Annotated in this window: 23 protein-coding genes and 1 other annotated feature; of the genes, 8 read left to right on the forward strand and 15 right to left on the reverse strand. The window is 49.4% G+C overall.

What is annotated here, in order from left to right; translation table 11 throughout:
* Positions 1-12 precede the first annotated feature (12 nt).
* The 8 genes from ACI1P2_RS20835 to ACI1P2_RS20870 form a co-directional block, all read right to left on the reverse strand.
* Positions 13-843, reverse strand: a complete 831-nt coding sequence (locus ACI1P2_RS20835; protein WP_355322242.1) for a carbohydrate ABC transporter permease — start codon at positions 841-843, stop codon at positions 13-15.
* A gap of 275 nt (positions 844-1,118) precedes the next feature.
* A complete protein-coding gene (locus ACI1P2_RS20840; protein WP_355322244.1) occupies positions 1,119-1,994 on the reverse strand; it encodes a carbohydrate ABC transporter permease in 876 nt (291 codons plus the stop codon).
* Positions 1,995-2,179: 185 nt separating this feature from the next.
* Positions 2,180-3,490, reverse strand: a complete 1,311-nt coding sequence (locus tag ACI1P2_RS20845; RefSeq protein WP_355322246.1) for an extracellular solute-binding protein — start codon at positions 3,488-3,490, stop codon at positions 2,180-2,182.
* A 350-nt stretch (positions 3,491-3,840) separates the two neighbouring features.
* Complete coding sequence (locus ACI1P2_RS20850) at positions 3,841-4,857, reverse strand: glycoside hydrolase family 130 protein (protein ID WP_355322248.1); 1,017 nt, start codon at positions 4,855-4,857, stop codon at positions 3,841-3,843.
* A 233-nt stretch (positions 4,858-5,090) separates the two neighbouring features.
* The gene (locus ACI1P2_RS20855; protein WP_355322250.1) at positions 5,091-5,966 is read right to left on the reverse strand and encodes a hypothetical protein; all 876 of its coding nucleotides are present in this window, start codon (positions 5,964-5,966) and stop codon (positions 5,091-5,093) included.
* A 154-nt stretch (positions 5,967-6,120) separates the two neighbouring features.
* Positions 6,121-8,199 carry a peptidoglycan D,D-transpeptidase FtsI family protein gene (locus tag ACI1P2_RS20860; protein WP_355322252.1) on the reverse strand — a complete coding sequence of 693 codons (2,079 nt, stop codon included), beginning with the start codon at positions 8,197-8,199 and terminating at the stop codon, positions 6,121-6,123.
* Positions 8,200-8,279: 80 nt separating this feature from the next.
* Positions 8,280-9,431 (reverse strand): transglutaminase domain-containing protein, encoded by a 1,152-nt coding sequence (locus ACI1P2_RS20865; RefSeq protein WP_355322254.1) that lies wholly within the window; start codon positions 9,429-9,431, stop codon positions 8,280-8,282.
* 24 nt (positions 9,432-9,455) lie between these two features.
* On the reverse strand, positions 9,456-9,902 hold the full coding sequence (locus tag ACI1P2_RS20870; RefSeq protein ID WP_355322256.1) for a hypothetical protein: 447 nt from the start codon (positions 9,900-9,902) through the stop codon (positions 9,456-9,458).
* A 218-nt stretch (positions 9,903-10,120) separates the two neighbouring features.
* On the opposite strand from ACI1P2_RS20870, the gene ACI1P2_RS20875 reads away from it, so the two are divergent.
* Positions 10,121-11,263 carry an MFS transporter gene (locus tag ACI1P2_RS20875; RefSeq protein ID WP_355322258.1) on the forward strand — a complete coding sequence of 381 codons (1,143 nt, stop codon included), beginning with the start codon at positions 10,121-10,123 and terminating at the stop codon, positions 11,261-11,263.
* Positions 11,264-11,821: 558 nt separating this feature from the next.
* Positions 11,822-12,211, forward strand: coding sequence for a toprim domain-containing protein (locus tag ACI1P2_RS20880; protein WP_355322260.1), 390 nt, complete (start codon positions 11,822-11,824; stop codon positions 12,209-12,211).
* 22 nt (positions 12,212-12,233) lie between these two features.
* Here the strand turns inward: ACI1P2_RS20880 and cyoE are convergent, their stop codons facing one another.
* Both cyoE and ACI1P2_RS20890 read right to left on the reverse strand, forming a co-directional pair.
* On the reverse strand, positions 12,234-13,175 hold the full coding sequence (cyoE, locus tag ACI1P2_RS20885) for a heme o synthase (protein ID WP_355322262.1): 942 nt from the start codon (positions 13,173-13,175) through the stop codon (positions 12,234-12,236).
* Between the two features lie 485 nt (positions 13,176-13,660).
* Positions 13,661-13,906 carry an alpha/beta-type small acid-soluble spore protein gene (locus ACI1P2_RS20890; protein WP_355322264.1) on the reverse strand — a complete coding sequence of 82 codons (246 nt, stop codon included), beginning with the start codon at positions 13,904-13,906 and terminating at the stop codon, positions 13,661-13,663.
* A gap of 118 nt (positions 13,907-14,024) precedes the next feature.
* Between ACI1P2_RS20890 and ACI1P2_RS20895 the strand changes: the two genes are divergently transcribed.
* Positions 14,025-14,192 (forward strand): hypothetical protein, encoded by a 168-nt coding sequence (locus ACI1P2_RS20895; RefSeq protein ID WP_355322266.1) that lies wholly within the window; start codon positions 14,025-14,027, stop codon positions 14,190-14,192.
* A 58-nt stretch (positions 14,193-14,250) separates the two neighbouring features.
* On the opposite strand, the gene trpS is transcribed toward ACI1P2_RS20895, so the two are convergent.
* Positions 14,251-15,240: a tryptophan--tRNA ligase gene (trpS, locus tag ACI1P2_RS20900; RefSeq protein ID WP_355322269.1), complete on the reverse strand. Its 990-nt coding sequence runs from the start codon at positions 15,238-15,240 to the stop codon at positions 14,251-14,253.
* 74 nt (positions 15,241-15,314) lie between these two features.
* Positions 15,315-15,557 (reverse strand) — a binding site (T-box leader).
* A 132-nt stretch (positions 15,558-15,689) separates the two neighbouring features.
* Here trpS and ACI1P2_RS20905 point away from each other — a divergent pair.
* Both ACI1P2_RS20905 and ACI1P2_RS20910 read left to right on the forward strand, forming a co-directional pair.
* Positions 15,690-16,655, forward strand: coding sequence for an aldose 1-epimerase (locus ACI1P2_RS20905; RefSeq protein ID WP_355322271.1), 966 nt, complete (start codon positions 15,690-15,692; stop codon positions 16,653-16,655).
* A gap of 88 nt (positions 16,656-16,743) precedes the next feature.
* Positions 16,744-16,992 (forward strand): alpha/beta-type small acid-soluble spore protein, encoded by a 249-nt coding sequence (locus ACI1P2_RS20910; RefSeq protein WP_355322273.1) that lies wholly within the window; start codon positions 16,744-16,746, stop codon positions 16,990-16,992.
* Positions 16,993-17,072: 80 nt separating this feature from the next.
* Here the strand turns inward: ACI1P2_RS20910 and ACI1P2_RS20915 are convergent, their stop codons facing one another.
* Both ACI1P2_RS20915 and ACI1P2_RS20920 read right to left on the reverse strand, forming a co-directional pair.
* A complete protein-coding gene (locus ACI1P2_RS20915) occupies positions 17,073-17,483 on the reverse strand; it encodes an O-methyltransferase (protein ID WP_355322275.1) in 411 nt (136 codons plus the stop codon).
* 267 nt (positions 17,484-17,750) lie between these two features.
* Complete coding sequence (locus ACI1P2_RS20920; protein WP_355322277.1) at positions 17,751-19,541, reverse strand: M3 family oligoendopeptidase; 1,791 nt, start codon at positions 19,539-19,541, stop codon at positions 17,751-17,753.
* A gap of 151 nt (positions 19,542-19,692) precedes the next feature.
* On the opposite strand from ACI1P2_RS20920, the gene ACI1P2_RS20925 reads away from it, so the two are divergent.
* Both ACI1P2_RS20925 and ACI1P2_RS20930 read left to right on the forward strand, forming a co-directional pair.
* A complete protein-coding gene (locus ACI1P2_RS20925) occupies positions 19,693-19,860 on the forward strand; it encodes a YycC family protein (protein ID WP_355322279.1) in 168 nt (55 codons plus the stop codon).
* Entirely contained in the window at positions 19,857-20,099 is a 243-nt protein-coding gene (locus ACI1P2_RS20930) for a hypothetical protein (RefSeq protein WP_355322281.1), read from the forward strand. The genes ACI1P2_RS20925 and ACI1P2_RS20930 overlap by 4 nt, the downstream gene beginning before the upstream one ends.
* Before the next feature lie 93 nt (positions 20,100-20,192).
* Here the strand turns inward: ACI1P2_RS20930 and ACI1P2_RS20935 are convergent, their stop codons facing one another.
* Complete coding sequence (locus tag ACI1P2_RS20935) at positions 20,193-20,897, reverse strand: DUF2225 domain-containing protein (protein WP_355322283.1); 705 nt, start codon at positions 20,895-20,897, stop codon at positions 20,193-20,195.
* Between the two features lie 31 nt (positions 20,898-20,928).
* Complete coding sequence (locus ACI1P2_RS20940; RefSeq protein WP_355322285.1) at positions 20,929-21,309, reverse strand: globin domain-containing protein; 381 nt, start codon at positions 21,307-21,309, stop codon at positions 20,929-20,931.
* A 378-nt stretch (positions 21,310-21,687) separates the two neighbouring features.
* On the opposite strand from ACI1P2_RS20940, the gene ylbJ reads away from it, so the two are divergent.
* A complete protein-coding gene (ylbJ, locus tag ACI1P2_RS20945; protein ID WP_355322287.1) occupies positions 21,688-22,905 on the forward strand; it encodes a sporulation integral membrane protein YlbJ in 1,218 nt (405 codons plus the stop codon).
* Positions 22,906-22,989 lie beyond the last annotated feature (84 nt).

Consider the following 22,989-nt stretch of genomic DNA (forward strand, 5'->3'; position numbering starts at 1 on the left):
CTGGACGGATGATCAACCCTTGACGGAACCGGCGGTCATTCCGTTAACCAGCTGTTTTTGCAGCAGCAGGTAGAAAATGAGGATCGGAATGAGCGCAATGGTCAATGCGGCCATTTGCAGTGTAAGACTGGCAGTTTCAATGCCGACAAAATTGGCGAGGCCAAGCGGCAGCGTTTTCAGTTCGGACGAGTTGATCAATACCAGCGCGAACAAGTATTCATTCCAATTATATATAAAATTGAGGATGACGACAGTCGCCATCGCAGGTCTTGTAATCGGCAGAATGATCGACCAGAAGATACGGAACACGCCCGCCCCGTCCATAACGCCGGATTCCTCCAGATCTTTGGGAAAACCTTTCATAAAACCTTCCAATATAAAAATCGTCAAGGACAAATGGAAAGCTGTATACGGCAAAATAAGCGACATCATGGAGTCAAGCAGGTGCAGCTTCTGCATAATGATAAAAATCGGAATCAGTGTCGCGTGAATCGGCACAATCATCCCCAGCAAAAACAGACCGTACGTGACCCCCCGCAGCTTGAACTGAAAACGGGACAAAAAGTAGGCCGCGAGCGCTCCCAGCAAAACCGTCAAAACCAGGGAGGCGATCGTTATAATCACACTGTTCAGGAAATAGACATTCATGTTGGCTACTTCCCACGCCTTGGAGTAGTTGGAGAACTGCAGCACCGTTGGCAGCGAAAAAGGATTTTGCGCATATTCCTGCTCTGTTTTGAAAGAATCGACAACCATCCAGAAAAGTGGAAATATATTCATGATGGCAAATACACCAAGCACCAGGTATGTCAAAAATGTCAGCAGACCCGATTTTTTTCTCATCAGATGTTCCCCCTTTCTTTAAATGCGTGTTCAAAAAGTCAGGTTTTCAGCACCGAAGCGTATGCTTCCGAAGTGCGTTTTTTCAAAACGCTGGAGTTGAATGAAGCTAGGGACTGAGGAGCGGAGCGTACTTGGGGTACGTGAGCACCTGAAATGTTTCCGCAGGAAACATGCTTCGGAAGCATCCGCTTAGCCCCGGCTGAATTCAAGATTCGATGTCGAGTATGCTTCCTGACTTACTTCGTGATCAAAAGATGACTTTTTGAACAACCTCTTTAAGCGTCTTTTTCTCTGCTCACACGGTTCACAATACTGATGACAATCAGGCTGAAAACCAGAATCAGAATGGATACGGCGCTGCCGTAACCAAAACGCATGTTCATAAACGCGTTGTTATACATATAGACCGTCATGACTTCCGTGGCATGAGCCGGTCCGCCACCAGTCATGATCTGAATCAAGTCGAAGACCCGGAACGAATTGCTGATGCTAAACACAATAGCGACAATAAGCGTGCTGCGGATCATCGGTATCGTGATGAGGAACGTCCGTTTAAGCCCCGTCGCACCATCCAGTTCGGCTGCTTCATTAACCTCGGCGGATATGTTTTGCAAGGCTGCCAGGAAAATGACCATGTACAACCCGCAGTTCTGCCAGATATACGCGATGCTTATCGAGATCATGGACCAGGACGTATCGCCAAGCCAGTTTCGCTGCCAGCTTTCCAGGCCCACCGCTCCAAGCAGACTGTTCAGCATCCCGTACTCCGTGTTATAAATCATCCCCCAAATCAGTGAAACCATAACGGAGGAAATGACGACCGGCAGAAAACCGACAGTGCGGAAAAACCCTGCGCCTTTCAGTTTACCGTTCAGCAGCAACGCGAGCAGCAAACCAATCGGAATTTGCCCTACGACCCCTGTCAGCATAATGAACAAATTATTTTTAACAGATGTCCAAAAGACGTCGTCCTTAAAGATTTCAATAAAATTATCGAGACCCACAAAGGTCATTGGACTGATCCCATCCCAGTCCATCAAGGCATAATAAAACGACATTCCGATCGGAACGAGGGCGATGCCGATATAAATGACAAGTGCGGGCAGCAGCCCGATAAAAATGGCAAATTTCGTTCCTTTTAGCGTATGCACTGCAATGACCTCCTTTTTCAAAGCTTCCTTAATCCCTCCGCCGCTTTAAGAAAGAAAACCCGATAACGGATTCTCTGGTTGGTCAGGAGAATTCGGGTTATACGGGCTTCCTTCCTGGCTGCGGCCAGTGACATCATTGGTTTTTACGTTACAGCAGACTGCTTCTTTCTGCCCGTAATGTATTACTACTTGCCACCCAGCTTTCTGTCCAGAGCTTCCTGGACTTCCTTGGCCAGCTCCTCCGGAGTGGTACGGCCAACCGTCATGGCCTGCAGACCGTTTTGCATAACGTCAACGACTTGTGTCGGGATAATGCTGTCAAATACCGGAGACGTACCCTTGCTTGTCAGCTCGATCATTTCCTTCAAATATGGGCTGGCATCGGCAGGAATATCCACCTTGGCCGGCACGACAACTCCTTTACTGATCAGTTCCTTGTACAGATCCTCATTTACAAAATATTTCATAAATTCAAATGCTGCCTGCTTCTTCTGCTCATCGAGACCGCTTTTGACGGCGATTCCATACTGCACGACACCTGCGGATTTGGCCGCATCACCGTTTCCACCCGGCATGCTTGGGAAGAGGGCTATGCCAAATTTGTCGCCTTCCTTGTTTTCGATGCGGATTCTGCTGTCCACCGTGGAGGAAGATACGTGCATGGCGGCTTTTCCTTGAATAAAGTAATCCTGCGCCTGTACGGAATCCATATTGTTAGCATCCGTATTGAAGGCATCCAGTTTCGTCAACTCTTCAACGACACCGAGGGCTTTCACAAATTGCGGGTCGGTAAACTTGGCTTCGCCGCTCAGTACTTTATTCAGGAAATCACTGCCTACAAAACGCTCTGTGAGCGCCGACAGGTAAGATGACTGCAAGGGCCATTTCTCCTTGTTGCCCAGAGAAAACGGCGTAACGCCGGCAGCTTTCAATTTTTTGACCGCATCGATGAATTCATCGTATGTCGCTGGAAAATGGTCATATCCCACGCTTGCAAACATTTCCTTGTTGTAATAAACAATATCGACAAAGGTCTGCTTGGTCGGAACCGCATACTGCTTGCCATCGAGGGCAAAACCGGCCAGAGCATCCTCAGGCAAAATGTTCTTCCAGGCGTCCATTTCCGAATCAATCGGCTCCAGCAGACCACCGCTCGCGATTGGCTGTAAATCGGCCCCCGGCCATACGACATTGATATCCGCCAAGTTGTTGGCGGCGGCCAGTGTACGCAGCTTTGTTTTATATTGCGCCGCCGGAACACCGTCCTGCTCAATGACAATATTCGGATGCTCTTTCTCAAAAGCGGCAATGCGCTGCTTGTACACTTCATTGTCCACATTCGGGGAAGTCCACGGATGCATCATCGTCAGTGTGATTTTTTCCGTTCCTTGTGCCGCACCATTATCCGTACTGTTCCCGCATGCGGCTGTCGTAAGCGCCAGCAGTGAGACCGAACCGATCAGCACTGTCGATTTCATTTTGTTTAACCATTTCATATTGCAGCCCCCGTTTCTGAATTTGATTGCAATCTGACACTAAATGACCTTTTTTATATCATCAGAAGCTTACAATCAAATTATATATGTTATATTTTTTCCGCTACATCCCACAAAACATCAATTATATCCTAATTTATTGAACTTAATTTCAGATATCAGGTATGATATCATGAAAATGAGTTATGAAAGTTTACATTTATCACTTTCGATGGTAAACGCTTACAACGCGATGTAAAAGAAATACCGCTCACAAACGGCATTCCATATTAAGTTCAGCCTGCAGGCTGCTGCCGATTCCCCAAACCATATATTGCCTTGCTGCAGGCCATACCCTCAAGCCAATTGCTTTACTGCGGTTCGTTTAAAATATAATCCACCAATTCGTCCAGCGGAACGGTCGCCAGCGCGATGGCCGTATCCGTCACACCGTAATAGATATATAGCAGTCCGTCTTTAACAACATTGCCCGTTGGGAAAACGACGTTCGGGATCTGATAACCGAATTTCTCGTAATAGGTTTCCGGCTCCATAATGAAGTTGCGGGTTCTGGCAATGATGATTTCGGGATTTTCCAGATCAAGCAGCATCGCCCCTACGCGGTAAACCGTATTTTCATCCACGCCATGGTACAGCACGAGCCAGCCTTTGTCCGTACGTACCGGAGGTGTGGAACCGCCAATTTTCTTGAATTCCCAGCTTTCATTTTCGGCTTTCGCCAGCAGTTTCGGTTTGTCCCAATGGATCAGATCGTCCGAATACGTGATCCACATGGCGGCCTTCTCCGTGCCGTATTCATCCCCGATGTACTCTTCCGGACGGCGCAGCAGAGCGAATCTGCCGTTAATCTTTTCCGGGAACAAAATATTGTCACGATCATTAATATCAAGCTCGGTTGTGTCACACAGGTAATCCCAATGAATCAGGTCTTTGGAAGTCGCAATACTTGAACGAGTCAACCAATGACCGGGATCTTCGCCCCAGCCGTCCGGATATTCAGGAATGGATCTTTCCGGTACTCCCGCTCCGGTCGGGTAATAGCTCATGGCACACGGACGCAGCGCATAATTCAGATAGAAGGTGTCATCGATTTTAACAATCCGCGGGTCCTGCACACTGCCGTAAGGAAAGCCCAGCTCATCCGGCGTGAGGATCGGCTCATCCTTAACATGTGTAAAATGAACGCCGTCTTCACTTTCCAGTAAACCAAGATAATTTTTGCACGGAGTCAGCGAGCCCGCCGTACGTTCAATCATGTAAAACTTGCCGTTATCGATGATGACGGCGGGATTGAATACGGTTACTTTTCTCCATTCGAACAAGCCTGGCACAACAATCGGATTTTCCGGATGTCTCGTGATTTTCATGAAAAGCCTCCTAATCAAAAGCTGTTTTCGTGTGTAAACCTATACATTGACCTAATTATAGCCTTGGATCAAGCGCCATAATATCCGATAAAGTTTAGAAAACATCCGAAAGAATTGTGTTGATTTCCGATCCTCTATAAAACGCTTTCAATTTTTAGTGCTTGTGGAAATCATTAAGAAAAAACACCCTGTCAGTTTGCCTGACAGGATGCCAGAGTTGAATATTAATTCTGTTAGCGCTTTGAGATGAACAGAGCGTTTGCTTCCCCATTTATTTTAGAAGCCAAGATATCCTTAAAAGCACGTGCAATTTCTTTCCCCTGTTTGAAGTTAAATGTAGATGGATCACCAAACATATTTGTGAATTTTTTCTTGAATATTGTCCTTATTATTATCAGATCTAACGGGAAATTGGCTGTTAAATAAAATTCTGCAGCACTCTGAGCCTGGTCTAAACCTCCAAACCGGGATTCAACAAATCTGGATATTCTGTTACTCAGATTGGATGTATCCGAATAGTAATCCTTTATTACCTTATTAATCTTCAATTCCGCATTGTTCATCAGGATATCCGATATATTGATCGCATCGGCATCCGCCAATAAATCAGTTATCCCAAACGTACCTTTATCTTCTGCTGAGCCAATTAAATCTAATGCTGCTTCATAGACAGAAGAATAAAGTCCCCGCTCAACCGTAGCGGTAGCGTCACCAGCCGAGGTTAATAAATCACCAGCCCAATTTGCAAGATCTCTAAGCTTACGATTTTTAGCTCCCCTTCTAGTATGAGCGTTTATTGAGACCATTAAATGAGGAACATCAGCTTCAAAACCTGTCATGATGTCATATAAATTTTCTAATTTAACAGAAGGATATTTTTCGTTAATGAAGTCTACAAAACCATCATCAATAGGCCCAGCAGCAATATCCCACAACACCCCGTCATATCGCTTGCTTCTATATAATTGTTGAATAAGTTGATTGGCTTGATAAATATCATTAGAGGCATAATCCATTGCTTCTTTGTATACAACATCTAGTTGTTGAAAGAAAACAGTATTTTGAAATGAAGGATTTTGAGAAACAGTTATGCTCATCACCTCATTCATTAGATCCGTCCTCTTTCTTATTCATTGAAATAATATGGAATAATAAAATATTACTGGAAAATTATAACCAAGTAAATAGGACAATGCTACAAACAAAAAGGCATCCAAGTGAGTTATCCTCACCAGGATGCCAGTGTGAAATTATAGATACAAATTATTGCTGCTCAGTATCTGCCTCTTTGTTAAGATTTTTCTTCGGAACGCCGTCCAGCCCGTATTCTTCATCATAAGCTTCAAATATCTTTCTTGCGATTGGGCCGGCGCTGTAGGCACCAAAGCCGCCTTCAGGCACGACGACCGCTACAGCCAGCTTCGGATTGTTGCGCGGTGCGAAAGCGATAAACACCCCGTTATCTTTCAACTGGCCGCCGACGCTCTGCTGCGATGTGCCTGTTTTCCGCGCAAAATCATACGGAAAGCCGTTAAACGCAGGTACATCCGTAGCCATCCCGCTCAGTATTTCATTCCAGTAAGCGGACGGAAAATCCACCTCGTTCAGTACCTTGGGCTTGAACGTTTTCACGACATTGCCTTCATCGTCCTTGATCTGGCTGACCATATGAGGCTCCATCCGTTTGCCCTTTGTTGCCAGCATAGCTGTATACTGAGCAAGTTGCATGGTCGTATATTTCCCCTGCTGACCGAAAGAGGCATAGGCCAATTTGGAGAGGGCTGTCTCGGTACCACCAATATACTCTAGCCTACCCAGGAATTCACTTGGTAAATCTACACCAGTAGATACTCCCAGGCCGAATTCCTTCATGTATTTATCCCAGACTGCAACACCTTGGTCCAATTCCGAATTCGTACGATACTTGTTATAAAGTCTCTCGCCGATCATATCCACCATGAACGCATTGGAGGAGTGCCTGATCGCGGAAGCCGGGTCCAACCCACCATAAACGTGACCTGAGGAGTTGCGCACCCGTGAGGAATCATTTCTGCCGAATGTAGCATAACCTCTATCCTGATAATAGGTCGTGGTCGTAATCAGATTTTCCTCCAAGCCGATCAGTACAGAGAGCGGCTTGATCGTTGAACCAAGCAGAACAACGGATTCCGGATGCTCTCCCGGCTGTCCCGAAGGGAATGAACGGATCGTACCGTTTAAATATATATTCTGGATTTTCTTGTAATTCGCTGTACTTATACTTCCTGAACTCCAGTAGTTGGTGTCATAGTCTGGCATGCTAGCCATTGCCACCACATTGCCGGTATCCACTTCCATGGCTACAGCAAAACCGGTTTTGGCATAGGGATGCGTTCTGCCCGAAACCGCGTGAGAGTGTAACCAGCTCAGTTGGTCCATGATCGCTTGCTCGGTCTTCACCTGTACATTTTTGTTAATCGTAGAATATACGTTATAACCTTTGACCGGAGGTGTTACAGATTCTACACCCTGCGGCATGTTACGTGGATCGACAGGCACTGTTTTGTAGCCGTTTTTGCCTCGCAATTCTTCCTGATATTGATACTCCAGACCGTCGAAGCCAACCGCTTCATTTTCCAGATATACAGTTCCCGGATTATTTTCGGCAGAGTTCGTTTTCTGAATCTCTTGATACTTCTTGAGGGACTTTGCCTGCCGGGCGCTGCTGTAGTTCTTCACATAACCGACAGCCTGCACCGCAACGGTATCCGGGTCATAGTGCCGCACGCTTTCTTCAACGACCTCGACGCCGGGGAACTCGTCCTTATGCTGCAGAAAATAAGCTATCTCTTTTTCGCTCAGATCCGCCTTGATCAGGCGCGGCGTAAAGCCGTTGGCTTTGCGGTAATTGCGGTCCATCGCTTCCAGAATCATATCCGGGGTAAGCTTCTCCGCCTTCGGGTCACCATATTGGTTAAACCGGTTGGCCAGCTTCTTCGCCATCTGCTCAAGCTCGGGAAGCAGCTTTTTATCCGAATCCCGCAGGCTTTCCGCGCTGTCGCTGTAATTTTTGTCCAATGTAATATACAAGGACTGAATGGGGGTAGAATAGGCCAGCTTATTCTCTCCCGTAGCGTCATAAATCGTTCCTCTGATAGGAGGGAGCGGTACGCTCTTGGTAATGCTGCCGGTCTCTTCTTCCTTTAACTGGGGACCTTCTACAAACTGCAGGATGGCCAGTCTTACAATAATGACGGTGAAAATAAGAAACGAACTGAAAAAGAAAAGGTTGATCCGGAAGCTGAACCGTTTACGGCCTTCGGCTTCGCTGTGCTTTTCCTGTTCGCCGTTTATCTGTCTCATACGGCTCCGATCTCTCCTTTTTCAGGATAATAACGCTGAATATTCTAACATAATTTGCTTAAGCTAACCTGAAAGGCAGCTTAAATCAGCCTATCTTCGATATGGGTCTGGGCAAAATTCGGGGGATTGAACCAATCTCCGCTTTGCGCCCAGGTCGGATCCAGCGGCACCCACTTCTTCTGCTCCGCGAGATATACCTCGTTCCAGGCATGGGGTCCGTATCCGCCCTGGCCATTGTAACCCAGTCCGGTGACCACTTTAACATCAAGGTTCTGGGAACGGGCCATTACCGCATATAAGCGCGCATAATCAATACATACACCCTTGCGGGTATCATACGTATCCTGTGGCGTCTGCTCATGCCACTCACCGCGCTGCTCATAAGCTTCGACCTTGCCATAATCATACGAAACTCTCGTGCCCACCCAATCATACAGCCGGCGGGCCTTCTCCTCGTCGCTGGTAGCTCCGCTTGTAATCTGCGCGGCGGCCGCCCCGATATCATTGGGGATGCTGCGGTCGATGATTTCGTATCTGCGCTGCAGAATCCCGCTGAGCTCCTGCTCCGCCGCCCGGGTAATGACAGGCAGCTTGTCCTTGACCAGTCCGCCGGTAAGCGGGGCGATGACCGTCTGTGCCCCTTCCCTGTACACCGGGGAAGCCTGCACGTAGCTGCTGAAGCTGCTTTCCGGGTACAGGCTAACACCGATAAAGAGCACCGCAATGATCATAATGGCCCGTACACTTCCGATGAGGGCGCCGATTACGGCTCCAGCCAGCCTGCTGAAGAAGCCTGTTCTGCTCCGTTCAGGGTCTGAAATCACCGCCCTGCGTCTGCCCATCAGGACTGCATACAGCAGATTCAGCACAAAGCGGACGATCAAATAGCTCAAAAGGAACAATGCGGCAAAACGCAAAAGCGGAAAGATCTGCACTAGATGAAGCGCCGTATACCACAGCTGCTCGGCAGTGCTCAATTCCCGCTTCGGCATTTCCTCAGCAAAGACGGCAAGCCGCTGCTGAACAATCGGAGAGAGCCATGCAGCCAATCCCAATGAGCCCACAACAGCGGCGGCGGCAAGGATGCCGTCGACAAACAAATCAAACAGCGCTCCCGCCGATCTGGACGCGCCGCGCCACCATCCCTGTATAAACGACAACAGCACGATGGCGATTAAAGCCACCGTAATCCCATTCAACCGGAGAATGCTCTCCAGCCACTGACTATCCATTGCTTTCCTCCTCGGTTTGCCTCACTACTGCGCCGCCGAGCGGTTCTTCGCGCTTTGCACGTAATCGGCGACGGCTTCCGTGACACTCCACTCGCCAAGCGACACTCCCCGGAACGATACCTTCACTTTATCGCTGCCGGCTTGTCCCGTTACTTCAATATTGCTGCTCGACACGGTGTAGGTACCGTCATCGTTTGCTTTATACTGCGCGTCCTTCGCTTCTTTCACCATCATATTCAAGGCCTCGGTCCGTACCGTATCGACAGCCTCGTTGCGGACATTTGTCACTACTTCACTGATCTGTTCAATGGATATGCCGCTATAGATCAGCAGAGCTGCTACTATGACAGCCGCAATCAGCCACTTAACCAGCGTCTTCACCAGGTTCAGCACCGCGAACAGCACGATCAGGGCTATCAGAATGATCAGCCAGTTCTGTTTTAGAAACTCCATCCAGACATTTGCATCCATTTTTATAAACACTCCGCTTCCTGCTGCAATCCGGCGTACTGCCGGTATGGTCGGCCACGGTCTATTAAACGGCCGATAAGTAATTATACATGATTTTATGAGGCTATGTCAGCCGCGCTCCGTCCTTGCGAAATATACGGTCTATGTTTGTCCGCTCAGGCGTAAGATGTACAACGGGCAACTTGTGCCAAGCTATCTGTGAGAGAGGGGTATTCGGCATGAAAACAGCGCTGTGGCTGTATCTGTTTCTGTTCATTGCTTTTTTCGATCTTCACGCCCAGTATCCGATGCTTACTCCCTATGCCATATCCTTAGGCGCTGCGCCTACATTTATTGGCTGGATGATGGGTATCTATTCACTGACACATCTGCCGGGCAACCTGCTGGCTGGCCCCGGTGTAGACCGCCATGGCAGCAGGCGATATATTATGATGAGCCTTGTGGCTGCAGGAGTTATACTGATCTTTCAGGCTTTCATCCAATCCCCTTGGGAGCTGCTGGTACTGCGGGCCCTCAGCGGATTTGTGCTTGCATTCCTGTCCCCCGCCTGTCTGACGATGCTTGCGCGGCTGTCCAATGATCCTGTCACACAAGGGAAATATATGTCTGGGCATGGTGTTATACATACCTCCGCGTCGGTGATTTCTCCGGCGGCCGGCGCATTCATTGTCGCCAGCTTCGGATTCAGGACAACCTTCGGGTCGCTGGGGCTTATCCTCATTGCTACCGGAATCATGGCTTATTTCTCGCTTCCCAAGTCCAGACCCGCCACCGCAGTGGCCGCTGAACCAGCGGGTGCGGAGACAGGGCGTACTGTTCCCGACTGGCGCTACTTCCTGCCGCCCTTCGTCATTGCCTGCGCCCAGGGAATTTTGTTCTATGAACTGCCGCTCCACGGGGCGGGCAGCGCCTCCATCATGTCAACGGGTATTCTGTTTTCAATTATCAGCCTTGGGGCTCTGCTCACGCTCAGCATGCTCTTTCTAAATCGCTATTCACCGATCCGCCGGCTCATCATCGGCATATTTCTGATGGCCCTCTGCTTCTATTTGATGGCGGTAACTGAAGCGCCTCTCGGTCTTCTGCTGTTTCTGCTTGGCACCACCAAAGGCGTTATATTTCCGGCAATGGCATCATTGTTCATCACCCTGGGCGGCTCGCATCTGGGCAGAACCTTTTCGCTGCAATCCATTGTGACCTCCATCGGCTCATTTATCGGCCCGGTCTTGGCAGGTCAGATGCACGGCTATTTATCGCCTTTTTTTGCCGCCTTCCTGATTCTTATGATCGGACTTGCATTTACTCCCTTGCGGCGGATTCCCCAGCCTGTCTCCGTCCCATCCGCCAAAAAAGCCGCCTAACAAAATGCTATAATAACAATTATTAAAAGCTGCCCGGTAAGCGGTTGTAAATTGCATTAACGGCGTCAAATTACGTAAACCATCCTGGTAGCAGGCAAACATAAAGAGCCACAGGCCGAGAACAAGAGTAATTTGCTCCTGTTCTCGGCCTTTCTTGCCAGTTAGAAATCGCAAGGGAGTGGCGATTTCTACTTTCCATTTTATATTATTAGGCCAGCCAGAAGCTTTCGCTTGGCCTCATTTTCTAAGTTGAAGTATGCGCAGAGCAGCGGAGAGAACGAAGCAATTCCGGAAAAGCGATAGCGTTCGCCTTTGACCCCAAATTTCTTCCTCATGAAGAATAATTCATCGAAATTTGGGGTTAACAGCGATTGTAGGAATGCTTCGTTCTCGGAGCGTCTCAGAACATATAATATCAGGCCATTGAGAACCCTCTTGGCAAGCCTCTTTTTTTGCTTTTGCATGATCCCCAGCTTTGTTGCTACACTACAAATATATAACCATTCATCATTTCCCGGGGAATCACGACAAGCTACTTACTTGAGGGGGGTGTGCCTGATGCCTGTCACCATTATCGTCGAGGGTAAAAACGACCGCAGCAAGCTGCGCAGACTGCTGGATCCCGAAGTACGCATTTTATGCACCTTCGGCACACTGAACACGATGAAGCTGGACTCCCTGCGCAAGCAGGCCAAGCACGATGAGGTTTATTTATTTATGGATAACGACAGCTCGGGCAAAAAAATCCGCGGCCTGCTGCGCGATTCCTTCCCCGACGCCCTCCATATCTATACAAGGAAAGGTTATGCGGGGGTCGAGGGAACGCCTGACGAGTATCTGATCGCCCAGCTTGAGAAAGCCGGGCTGGATGAATTTATCCTGTATCCTGAACCGTCTCCATTGGGAGAAGCCATCGACGACGAGCGCACAAAAAAAGAGTTCCGCTAAGCGGAACCCCTGCCGAAACTTATCAAATTTTATGAACCGTATTGAAAATCATCAGCAAAAAGCTGATCGTCAAATAATTAATGGAGAACAGGAACACTTTCTTGCCCCAGGCATCGTTATCGTTTGTTTTAAAGCCAACCACGGCAAAGATGAGCCATACCAGCGACAAGAGCAAAGTAACAACCATAAAGACCCAGCCTGTGTATCCGTAAACATACATCAAAATCGGAACCGGAATCAGCAGAACCAGGTAAGGGATACACTGCCATTTCGTGCGTTCCACGCCTTTAACCACCGGCAGCAGCGGAAATCCTGCAGCACGGTATTCCTCCACACGGCGGATCGCCAAGGCCCAGAAGTGCGGCGGCTGCCAAAGAAAGAGCAACGCGAACAGCAGCCAGGCTCCTGCATCAATCTTGCCGGACGCAGCCACATAACCGATAACGGGCGGCATTGCGCCGGAAATGCCGCCGATGGACGTGCTCCAGGTGGACGAGCGTTTCAGCCAAAGCGTATAAATAACAACGTACACGAACATGCCCAAAATGCCGAGCAGTCCCGCAAGCACGCCTGAGAATAAGAACAGGACCGCCAACCCGGCAATACCCAGAATTATTGCATAAGTAAGTACAGCAGCAGGCGTAAGACGTCCGGTTGGCAGGGAGCGGTTGCGCGTCCGCTCCATCTTCATATCCAGTTCACGGTCAAAATAGTTATTGAACACGCAGGAGGAAGCCATGACAAGCACGGTCCCCAGCATCGTAAGAATCATTTTAATATAATCAACATCCCACTGGGAGGCCAGCCAGAAGCCGCCAAAGGCAGCGACCAGATTTGTCCGCAATATACCCGGCTTGGTTATGGTAATATAATCCTTCCATGTCCCGGCCTCACTGCCGGGCGGCTTGGAAGATACCGTAACAGCAGCCGCATCCGAGGGAGCTTTGTATCCAAAGTCACTCATGTTAAGTTACTCCTCCTTTATATGATCAAGAAGAAAACGTCTACCGCAGTACTTTCAAAGGGGACAGAACGCGATATCCGGACGTTTCTCCGCGACTATAGAATGGCTCGAGTTCCACCAAAATTAATAATTCTATAATCTTCTGAACATCGGAGGAAGTCCGCCTCCGAATATAAATTTTATCACATCGTCATCCCTGAGAGTTTGACAAAGATCGTACATTTGCGCTTATCTCTTGGACTGATCTCATAAATATTGCCATGTCACCCGTTTTTCTATACCTGTTTTCCGAACCCGGTGTTTAAAAAAATGCAGCTGTACAATTATGTAAGCGCCCTCTTGACGTATTCATTCATCTGATTCACAATACGTGATAGACGCACAGCAAACAAAGAAAAAGCCGGAGCGATAACGCCCCGGACTTTCGTCCATTGGTGCTTTCAGGATTTAAAAGGATCCTGCTCGTGTCTGCTTGGTGGAACCTGTTAAATGAAACGTCCAGCAGATCCTTGAGTCCCGGCATTTCCTGCCAGGGAGGCTTCCGCTTGTTGAACCAGCCGTTTCGTGATGTATCCTCCAAGGGACCCGGCTTCGCGGGACACCATGTTGCCGTAGTAACCGTCTTGTGGGATTGTGATGCCCAGCTCTTGAGCCGCTTCAAATTTCAGTTGATCCAGAGCAGCACCAGATTGTTGGATAATCAATCCTCTTGAACGACGACGTCCTGCCATATTGGAATCTCCTTTCAGTCTTCTGGATGAGGTTCATTGCAAGCTTGCAAACTTATTATGGCTCTCACACATCAACTTATTCCCGTAAATAAAATATTTAAGGTTGGAGGTTTTTCCCATGAACAAGACATTGTCCTTGTGGTTTGCCGCTTCATCCATTTTGTTGCTGACCGCCGCCGCCATTTCCATCAGTCACTCCGCATGGCTTGCCCTCGGCCTGGGCCTTGCATCCGTGCTGAATATCGGCTGGGGTTTTGCAACCAAAGCGAGACAAAACCGCTCCTGATAGAGCCATGGCTCTATCAGGGCTTACCGGCTGTCTTCATCGGCTGTTTTATCCCTTTTCAGCCTTTCGGCATTAGAAATCCCATACGTTCTTTGACGGCAGCCAGTGTAACGGCTGCCGTTTCTCTTGCACGTTCGGCAGACCGTGCGAGAATGCGGTCCATCTCACCCGACTCGCGAATATCCCGGTAGCGCTGCTGCAGAGGCTCAAGAACGGAGACTACAGCCTCCGCCAGCTCTTTCTTGAATGCCCCATACATTTGACCCTCAAAACGCTTCTCCACCTCCGCCAGCGATAAGCCCGTGCATTGGCTGAAAATCGACATCAAGTTGCTGACCTCAGGTTTGGCCGCCGGATCATAGCGGACTTCACTGCCCGAGTCCGTTGTTGCGCGGCTTATTTTCTTGCGGATGACGGCTGGCTCATCCAGCAGCGCAATATAGCTTCCCGGATTCGGATTGCTTTTGCTCATCTTTTTGGAGGCGTCATCCAGCGACATCACGCGTGCCCCTACTTCAGGAATATAAGGCTCTGGTACGGTGAAACACTCTCCGTAGCGGTGATTAAAGCGCCCTGCCAGGTCGCGTGTCAGCTCAAGATGCTGCTTCTGGTCCTCACCTACCGGAACCAGGTCTGCATTATAAAGCAGAATATCGGCCGCCATAAGGGACGGATACACGAACAGACCGGCGCCTACAGATTCTTTTCCCTCTGCTTTATCTTTGAACTGAGTCATTCTTTCGAGCTCGCCCATAGACGTAAGCGTCGTCAGCAGCCAGCCCAGTTCAGCATGCTGCGGAACATGGGATTGCATAAAGACAGCCGATTTTTCAGGATCAATACCGGCAGCTACAAAGAGCGCAGCGACTGCAGCGGATTGCTCTCTAAGCAGTGCGGGCTCCTGCGGCACGGTAATAGCGTGAAGATCAACAATCATAAAATAGCAGCGATGATCCTCCTGCAGTTTAACAAAGTTTTTCATTGCTCCAATGTAATTACCCAGCGTCAGCTGTCCGCTGGGCTGAATCCCCGACAATACGGTTTTCATTGTGCTATTCCTCCTGCCATTTTCTTCTCAACATCCAACGAAGCCCCGAAACGCAAAAAAGCCCGCCATCCCCCAAAAGGGACGCGAGACCGTGGTACCACCCTTATTCACAGATGGTCAGCAACCTAAAACATCATCCATCTGCCTTAAGGTTCCTGTAACGGGGAACAGCCGTCCGGCATACTGGGGAGAAAACATCTCCGTTCCGCTCGGCACTCCAAGGTCCATTCGGCAGTCAGTCCACACCGGTTCGCATCAGCCACCGGCTTTCTGAAGTGTATCCCTGAATGCTTACTTGTCCTTATCACTGCATTGGCATCTTGTTTGTATTCATGATAATTCCGGAGGAGTTTATTGTCAAATCTCGATTTTGTACTTGCAGACGCAAAATCTGTTATCATAATATTGTACGGTGAAGAGCCGATTACAGTGGACAAAGGAGCATGGATATGAAACAAGTGACCAAAGGGCAATGGAACGGTTACGACACTTACATTTTACATAGCCGGGAACTGGAAGTCACGCTGCTACCGCGTTTGGGCAATAATGTTATCTCGATGCGGGATAATATAAACGGCCGGGAAATCCTGCGCAAGCCGGCCGAGGAGGATTTATCCTTTTATCTGCAAAAGCCGTATCACTTCGGTATTCCCATGCTGATTCCGCCGGGCAGGATCCGCGGAGGGCATTTTGTCTACGACCAAGTGGAGTACCAGTTCGACCGCAACACAGCCAACGACAATCATATCCATGGACTGCATCGCACCCAGGCCTGGTGTGTCAGTGACATTGAAGAAGACGATGATTCCTGCAGCATTACCACTGAGTTTTTAACCGACAATGATGAAAATTGGATGAGACAGTTTCCTGTTCCGCTTCGCCTTGAAATGGTGTTCCGTCTTGAAGGAAGCAGCTTCAGCCAGACCTTGAAGGTTGCACATCGGGGTGAAACGGCCGTTCCGTTCGGCATCGGCTACCATACATGGTTTCTGCTCGACGGGGAACCGGAGAGATGGTCGATCAAGCTGCCGGTTAATGGAATATATGCGATGGACGAACAGCTGCTGTCCACCGGTGAGGTGGAGGAGCTGGGGGCGCTCGCGCAGTTGCCGGAAGGAATATCCCTGAAGGGACTTAATCTTGATACGCCTCTGCGCGCCGCAAGCGGCCAGGCCGTTGCCCTACTTGCAAGGGATGACGGGTACAGCATTAAATACAGTGCGGACGAACAGTTCTTTAAGCATTGGGTTTTATATACGAAAGGGGAAGCAGATCAGTTTTTGTGCATCGAGCCGTACACCTGGCTGCCGGATGCTCCAAATCTGAAGCAAGGAAATGATTTTACAGGCCTGATTCGCCTGGAACCCGGGCAAACGATTGATCTGAATACTCGTCTTGAAATTGTTTTCCCCTAATTTACCTCTTTTTTTCTCCCTCCTTCGGCGGATATTTTCATAATCCCGTAGCATACTAACCTCACCACAGCCGAAGGAGGTGAGCATCATGTACGAAACGAATCAAGGCGGACGTCGTCGTCGCAGCAACAACCTGGTCGTACCTCAAGCTAATGCGTCGCTGGAGCAGTTGAAATATGAAGCAGCTCAGGAGCTGGGCATTACGATTCCACAGGACGGCTATTATGGTAATATGCCTTCCAGAGAAGCCGGTTCGCTCGGAGGTTACATCACGAAGCGTCTGGTACAAATCGCTGAGGCATCCATCGCAGGCCAATCCGGTAAAACCGGTCTGTAATCGTAAAATGAGATCATATGAAGAAAACAGGAAGCGGCCCTCTACAGGCCGCTTTCCTTGTTATGAGAAGAATTAAAAATTTAAGATGATTCCGTATTCGCTTCCTGATATGTATGGTGCTTAGGATAACGTATCATAAGATTAGCCATGTTATAATTGGATTCCATCGTGGTATCAACGACGATCATCCCCTGCCTGACCGCAAATTCGTACGAAATTTCCCCGTGCGTCCATTTCTGCTTCAGCTTCAGCGTCTCCAGCGCCATGCTGCGAAAGGACGAGCGCTGCTGCGCATTTAAGCCTGACCCCGGCACCTGCATACGGCCGCCCCTGCTTTCCACCGGATAATGGCGGATACCAAACTTACCAATCACGTTATTGCGGATTTGCAAAAACACAATTCCCGAATCCATACCCGATAATTCGTCATCCAACTCTCGAAAGACCATATCTACCTGTCTGGCCAGCGATAGCTGCTCCATCTTAATCATACAATACCTCCTTAAGTCTTATATAAAACCATTATTACTAGGTCTTATGTCTCATATTATATGTGAGTATCATGACCTATTCAATATACAACGACATAAATGGGAGTTTATCCCTAGACCACTCTCATATTTATACATGATTTGTGATTTTGGACATCAGATTGCCACATAAATCGACATAATTTGCTAAAGACGCCAATATTCCTGATGTTTCCCCATGAAAAAACAAACAGGGAAATCCCCTTAAATAGGGATCTCCCTGTCGTTTTATTCCGTCATGCTCAAAAATAACTCGATATCCTTCACAGCAAGTTCTGCCGCCCCGCGCCAGAAATCCGGTTTGGTCAAATCGCTTCCCAGATGCTTGCTTGCCAGATCTTCTACCGTCATACGGCCGGTGTCGCGCAGCAGTTCATCATATGCTTTGGCAAAATTGCCGCCGCTCTTCTGCGCATGGGCATAAATTCCCGCACTGAACATGTAGCCGAATGTGTAAGGGAAATTATAGAACGGCACATCCGTAATATAAAAATGCAGCTTGGACGCCCAGAAATGCGGATGTATCTCAGCCAGAACACCACAGTATGCTTCCATCTGCGCCTCGGCCATCAGTTCGCACAGCTGCTTCGCTCCTACGATGCCTGGCTTGCGCTGCTCATAAAACCGGGTCTCAAACAGAAAGCGTGCGTGAATATTCATAAAGAACGCGACGCTGCGTTGAATTTTATCCTCTAGCAGCGCCAGCTTCTCCTGCTCGCTTGCAGCTGCTTCTACCAGTGCGTCGGAGACGATGAGCTCAGCGAGTGTTGAAGCGGTCTCCGCCACATTCATGGCATAGTTCTGATTGAGCTCAGGAAGCTCATCCATGACATGCTGGTGATAGCCATGCCCCAATTCGTGGGCCAGGGTCGATACATTGCTTGCCGTGCCCGCATAGGTCATAAAGATACGGGTTTCTTTGCTTACAGGCAGCGAGGTACAGAATCCACCCGGACGCTTGCCGGGGCGGTCCTCCGCTTCAATCCAGCTTTTCTCAAAAGCCATCTCGGCAAAAGCGGCCATATCCGGACTGAATTTGGCAAATTGCTCAACAATGGTCGCAGCCGCCTCGTCATAGCTGATATGCTCCGAGGAGTCTCCAACGGGAGCTTCAATGTCATGCCAGGATAAGCGCTCGACACCCAGCAGCTTTGCTTTGCGCTCAAGGTATTTGACCAGCACAGGCTTGGTCTCCACAATAACCTGCCACATCATATCCAGCGTTTCTTTGGACATTCTGTTGATGCTGAGCGGCTCCTTGAGCACGTCGTTCCAGCCGCGGTTTTCATACAGCTTCAGCCTGAAGCCGCCCAGATGATTAAGGGTATCCGCGCAATAGTCCTCCACGTCCGTCCAGGCTTTTTCCCATTCGGCAAAAACCTTCTCCCTTATCGACCGTTCGGCATGATGAAGCTTGTTCGCGGCCTGTCCTGCGGACAGATGAACAACTTTTCCGTTCTCTTCCACAGGAATGGATACCTTGCTGACGATCGTGTCATAGAAGGCACCCCAGCCATGATATCCGTCGACAGCGAGATCAAGCGCAAGGCTCTCAAGCTCTGGTGCCATTTTCTCCCTGGCCTCTTCGCGGCTCTCATTCAGCACGAATGCAACCGGCTTAATGTTGTCTCTCTCCAGCCAGCGGGCCCATATGTCATCATCCGTCATGCGGAGAAGGTTCTGATAAACCGTGCGCGCTGTCTCCAGCAGAGCTCTGAGAGAACTGATGCGTGAGCTGAGCCGGACCGCTTCCTTGTCATCCTGGTTCTGTGCCCCCAGGCACTCGACAAAAGCGGTAGCCTGAGAGGCGCGGCTGCCACAATCCTGCAACAGTTCCAGTATTCCGTCCAGACGCTCGGTTTCCGGAAGCGTTTGTGGCGCTTTCGCGGCTTTCACCTCGGCGAGCAGTCTTTTGATATCGGCTTCCAGGGCATTCAAGTACTCAGCAAATGCAGGAGAGGAAGATCCCCCGCTGAAAATAGACTCCAGGTCCCATGTTTGCTGTAACGGAGTTTTCATCTTGTCTCCACCTTTCACAGAAATGGTTAAATGGTTGATAAAAGGACAGCCGGCATTTGAACTGCCCCCATATAAAGTGTATAACTAAGTAGAATAACCCCATGAGAAAAACCGGTATGTTCCCGATTATAAGTATGTAGGAGGTAAATTCATGAGACCTTTACAAATATCGCCCGAAACGGCCATCAAGCTGTCAGAGAAGCTCGGTGTGCCCATTGAAAATCTGATGCATATGCCGCAGCATATTCTGATGCAGAAGCTTGCGGAGCTAGCAAAGACAGAGTCGGAAGGCGACAGCGGCAAGAAAGAGGAATCATGATTCCGTTCGAACGCACCTGGCCTTACGATGTCGTCATGGGGGACGTATACGTTCAGGACTGTCCTTTCTGTGGTACGGATCACGTCCTGCTCCCCCTCAAGCCCCGCGAACTGAAGGAGATTCAGGAGGGCAAGAAAAAGCTGCTCGTCTTCCCCTGCTGTCACAGCAGAGTTACTCTGGTTGATTGTGACGGGGATTACCTGTTGGCCGATGTTCCGCTCCGGAATCAGCTGAAATGATGGCGGTGCAAGGAAACTTCAGTACCGGGACTAAACAGACAAGCTCCCGGTACCTACTTTTCCCTCGCCCGATGCAAACTGGGCGAAGCCTAATCAGGAAGGCTCCCGCATTTCGTCCGGAAGGCCGATATTTTTGGCCAGCATCTGTTCGCGCAGGACGCCCCATTGCTCACGGGAAGCCCTGATCATGGCTGCATCGATAATGCTCTTGTCGTTAATAACCCGCGAGAACCACCTCACGGCTTCGTGAAAATTGCCCGTTCTGCGGTGCAGCTCGCCGATCAGATACAGCAGCTTCGCATTGTTGCCCCCCACACCCTCAAGCTCATACACTTTGATATAGGATTCAAGGCTGAATGTCAGGAAGCGCATCTCCTCCGTCTCCATGGCTTCATACCGGTACAGCCACGCGATATGATGCAAAAGACTGGCAATGACACGTTCCTTTTCACCAATGACTTGCGCGCATAGCAGGGCCAGCTTGTAGGTCTCCAGCGCATTTTTCCATGTACGCTCGCCGCCATAATCCCTTTTCTCCCATCTGCTGCCGATCTTTTCGGCAAACTGTGTCCTTTGCGCATCATTAAGCTTGTCCGTCGAATGCTCCGTGGAAGCAAAGCCGCAGTTCGGACATATGCGGACTACATAATAGTCGGGATTTTCGTTTTTGTAATAACTGCAAAAATCGGAATCGGTGCGGACCGCCTTTTTCAGGCTGGGTCTGACTCTAGATGTCTTATACTCCTCCGAACAATACGCACAGTTCAGTTTGATCGTGTATAAAGCTTCCATTTCCAATGACTACATCCCTTTCCCGAAAACACCGTGATCAACCAGGGGTATTTACAAAATGATAGGCAGGCCCCGACAAACGCTCCAGCACAAATGTTCGAAAGGGCTCCTCCACACCAACTTCCTCAAGCGCTCCGGCCATGCATTCAAGCCAGGCGTCCGCTCTTTCCACCGTAATTGGAAAATTCATATGACGCGCCCGCATCATCGGGTGGCCGTATGCCTCGGAGAAAAGGGGAGGACCGCCGAAAAACTGGCTGAGAAACATATACTGCTTCTCCATCACGGGACGAATATCTTCCGGGAACAATGGAGCGAGCAGCGAATTTTTTTGAACCCGCGGATAAAAGGCTTCCACCAGGGCACGCACACCCTCCGCTCCGCCAAGGTTATCATAAATGGATAAGTTAGGATTCACATATCCGCCAACTTTCTTAATTAGAATCAAAAATGCAAGACGCTTATATTATAGCACTAAAAAACAAAAAAATGGCGCCGACAGCGCCATGATCTAGAAATATTAGTAACTCCGCCAATCCTCTTCACCGGGATGGACGAGAGAGGCACGAATGACATATACAAACGCACAAACCAGAATACCGGCAACGACACTCATCTTTATCACTCCATCCTCAAGAGTTTTATCGTTGGTTTCATTATTTTAACACACTAAAAACAAAAGTACAGCCATTGAACGGACTTCATCCGTCTTTTTTGTACTCTTTGTCCAGCCCGGATCATATGGTGAACTAGGCCCTTTTATTATGTCAAATCCATGGGCCCAAGGAGGGATTCCGTGCCTGTCTATCGGCAGTGGTCCGTTATCCTGCTCAGCGCTTCCCTGTTCATTACATGTTTACTTATGGCTCTTCACCCTCTGGCTACACTTCAGGCCGGTGTACGGGGGCTTGCCATTTGGTGGGATGTGCTGTTTCCATCTCTGTTTCCGTTCTTCGTTATATCGGAGCTGCTGCTCGGCTTTGGCATTGTACACGGAATCGGTACATTGTTGGACCCGCTGATGAAGCCTTTGTTTCGCGTACCAGGCTGCGGGGGGTTCGTAGCAGCCATCAGCTGTGCATCAGGTTATCCGATCGGAGCCAAGCTGACCGCCAAGCTGTGGCAGCAGAAGCTGCTGACCCGTGAAGAGGGCGAACGGCTGGTCGCTTTTACGACTTCTTCGGACCCCATATTTCTGATCGGAGCTGTGTCTGTCGGATTTTTCCACAATCCGTCCATCGCCGTAGTTATCGTCCTGTCCCACTACCTCGGGGCGCTTCTGATCGGCCTCCTAATGCGTTTCCATGCGCCCCACGCTCCGGCTTCTTCAAGTCCAAACGGAAAGGGACGAGCCGGGTGGCGCGAGGCTTTGCAGGCAATGCATCAGGCGCGCCTGGAGGATGGACGGTCTTTCGGAGAGATGCTGAGCGACTCCGTGAAATCTTCCCTGAAGCTTATTATTGTCGTCGGAGGCCTTGTCGTATTCTTTTGCGTGCTGCTTGAATCCCTGAGCCGCTCGGGGCTAATGCAATGGCTGTACAGATGTGCCGACATTGTATTGACAGGTTTGGGGATGCCTGCTGCTCTTGGGGATGCCATCGTTGGCGGAATTTTCGAAGTGACCTTGGGCGCAAGCTCGGCAGGTGCCGTGTCAGGCGTTCCGCTGGCCTACAAGGCTGCGGCAGCAGTCTTTGTGCTTTCATGGGGCGGCCTATCCGTTCATGCGCAGATCACCAGCATCCTGAACGATACGAATCTCCGTTACCCACCTTTTCTGCTGGCCCGCGCGGTTCACTCCGTGATCTCCCCCGTTTTGCTGCTTCTGATGTGGAAGCCGCTGATGGGAAATGGCGAAGCCGCCGCGGTGTTCTATTCCCTGTGGCCTGCTCCGGTCCAAGGCGGTTCAGCTCTTATAGCGTATTTGCCGTTTCTCTTTGTACTGGTGCTTTCTGTTCTCATTGTGCTTGCCCTGCTGGCGCGGATTTTCTTCAAGCCGATACAGCGGCCGGAATGATATCAGAGCTAATCTCATAGAAAAAACGCCGGTTCATGGATTGCATTTGCGTTCAATTGCAATTATGATCGATATATATACATG

The organism is Paenibacillus jiangxiensis (assembly GCF_046098255.1).
Taxonomy (GTDB): Bacteria; Bacillota; Bacilli; order Paenibacillales; family Paenibacillaceae; genus Paenibacillus; species Paenibacillus jiagnxiensis.

Coding starts and splice junctions, on each gene's coding strand:
- ACI1P2_RS20835 (WP_355322242.1), bottom strand. CDS start 843: ATGAGAAAAAAATCGGGTCTGCTGACATTTTTGACATACCTGGTGCTT.
- ACI1P2_RS20845 (WP_355322246.1), bottom strand. CDS start 3,490: ATGAAATGGTTAAACAAAATGAAATCGACAGTGCTGATCGGTTCGGTC.
- ACI1P2_RS20850 (WP_355322248.1), bottom strand. CDS start 4,857: ATGAAAATCACGAGACATCCGGAAAATCCGATTGTTGTGCCAGGCTTG.
- ACI1P2_RS20855 (WP_355322250.1), bottom strand. CDS start 5,966: ATGAATGAGGTGATGAGCATAACTGTTTCTCAAAATCCTTCATTTCAA.
- ACI1P2_RS20860 (WP_355322252.1), bottom strand. CDS start 8,199: ATGAGACAGATAAACGGCGAACAGGAAAAGCACAGCGAAGCCGAAGGC.
- ACI1P2_RS20865 (WP_355322254.1), bottom strand. CDS start 9,431: ATGGATAGTCAGTGGCTGGAGAGCATTCTCCGGTTGAATGGGATTACG.
- ACI1P2_RS20870 (WP_355322256.1), bottom strand. CDS start 9,902: ATGGATGCAAATGTCTGGATGGAGTTTCTAAAACAGAACTGGCTGATC.
- ACI1P2_RS20875 (WP_355322258.1), top strand. CDS start 10,121: ATGAAAACAGCGCTGTGGCTGTATCTGTTTCTGTTCATTGCTTTTTTC.
- ACI1P2_RS20880 (WP_355322260.1), top strand. CDS start 11,822: ATGCCTGTCACCATTATCGTCGAGGGTAAAAACGACCGCAGCAAGCTG.
- cyoE (WP_355322262.1), bottom strand. CDS start 13,175: ATGAGTGACTTTGGATACAAAGCTCCCTCGGATGCGGCTGCTGTTACG.
- ACI1P2_RS20890 (WP_355322264.1), bottom strand. CDS start 13,906: ATGGCAGGACGTCGTCGTTCAAGAGGATTGATTATCCAACAATCTGGT.
- ACI1P2_RS20895 (WP_355322266.1), top strand. CDS start 14,025: ATGAACAAGACATTGTCCTTGTGGTTTGCCGCTTCATCCATTTTGTTG.
- trpS (WP_355322269.1), bottom strand. CDS start 15,240: ATGAAAACCGTATTGTCGGGGATTCAGCCCAGCGGACAGCTGACGCTG.
- ACI1P2_RS20905 (WP_355322271.1), top strand. CDS start 15,690: ATGAAACAAGTGACCAAAGGGCAATGGAACGGTTACGACACTTACATT.
- ACI1P2_RS20910 (WP_355322273.1), top strand. CDS start 16,744: ATGTACGAAACGAATCAAGGCGGACGTCGTCGTCGCAGCAACAACCTG.
- ACI1P2_RS20915 (WP_355322275.1), bottom strand. CDS start 17,483: ATGATTAAGATGGAGCAGCTATCGCTGGCCAGACAGGTAGATATGGTC.
- ACI1P2_RS20920 (WP_355322277.1), bottom strand. CDS start 19,541: ATGAAAACTCCGTTACAGCAAACATGGGACCTGGAGTCTATTTTCAGC.
- ACI1P2_RS20925 (WP_355322279.1), top strand. CDS start 19,693: ATGAGACCTTTACAAATATCGCCCGAAACGGCCATCAAGCTGTCAGAG.
- ACI1P2_RS20930 (WP_355322281.1), top strand. CDS start 19,857: ATGATTCCGTTCGAACGCACCTGGCCTTACGATGTCGTCATGGGGGAC.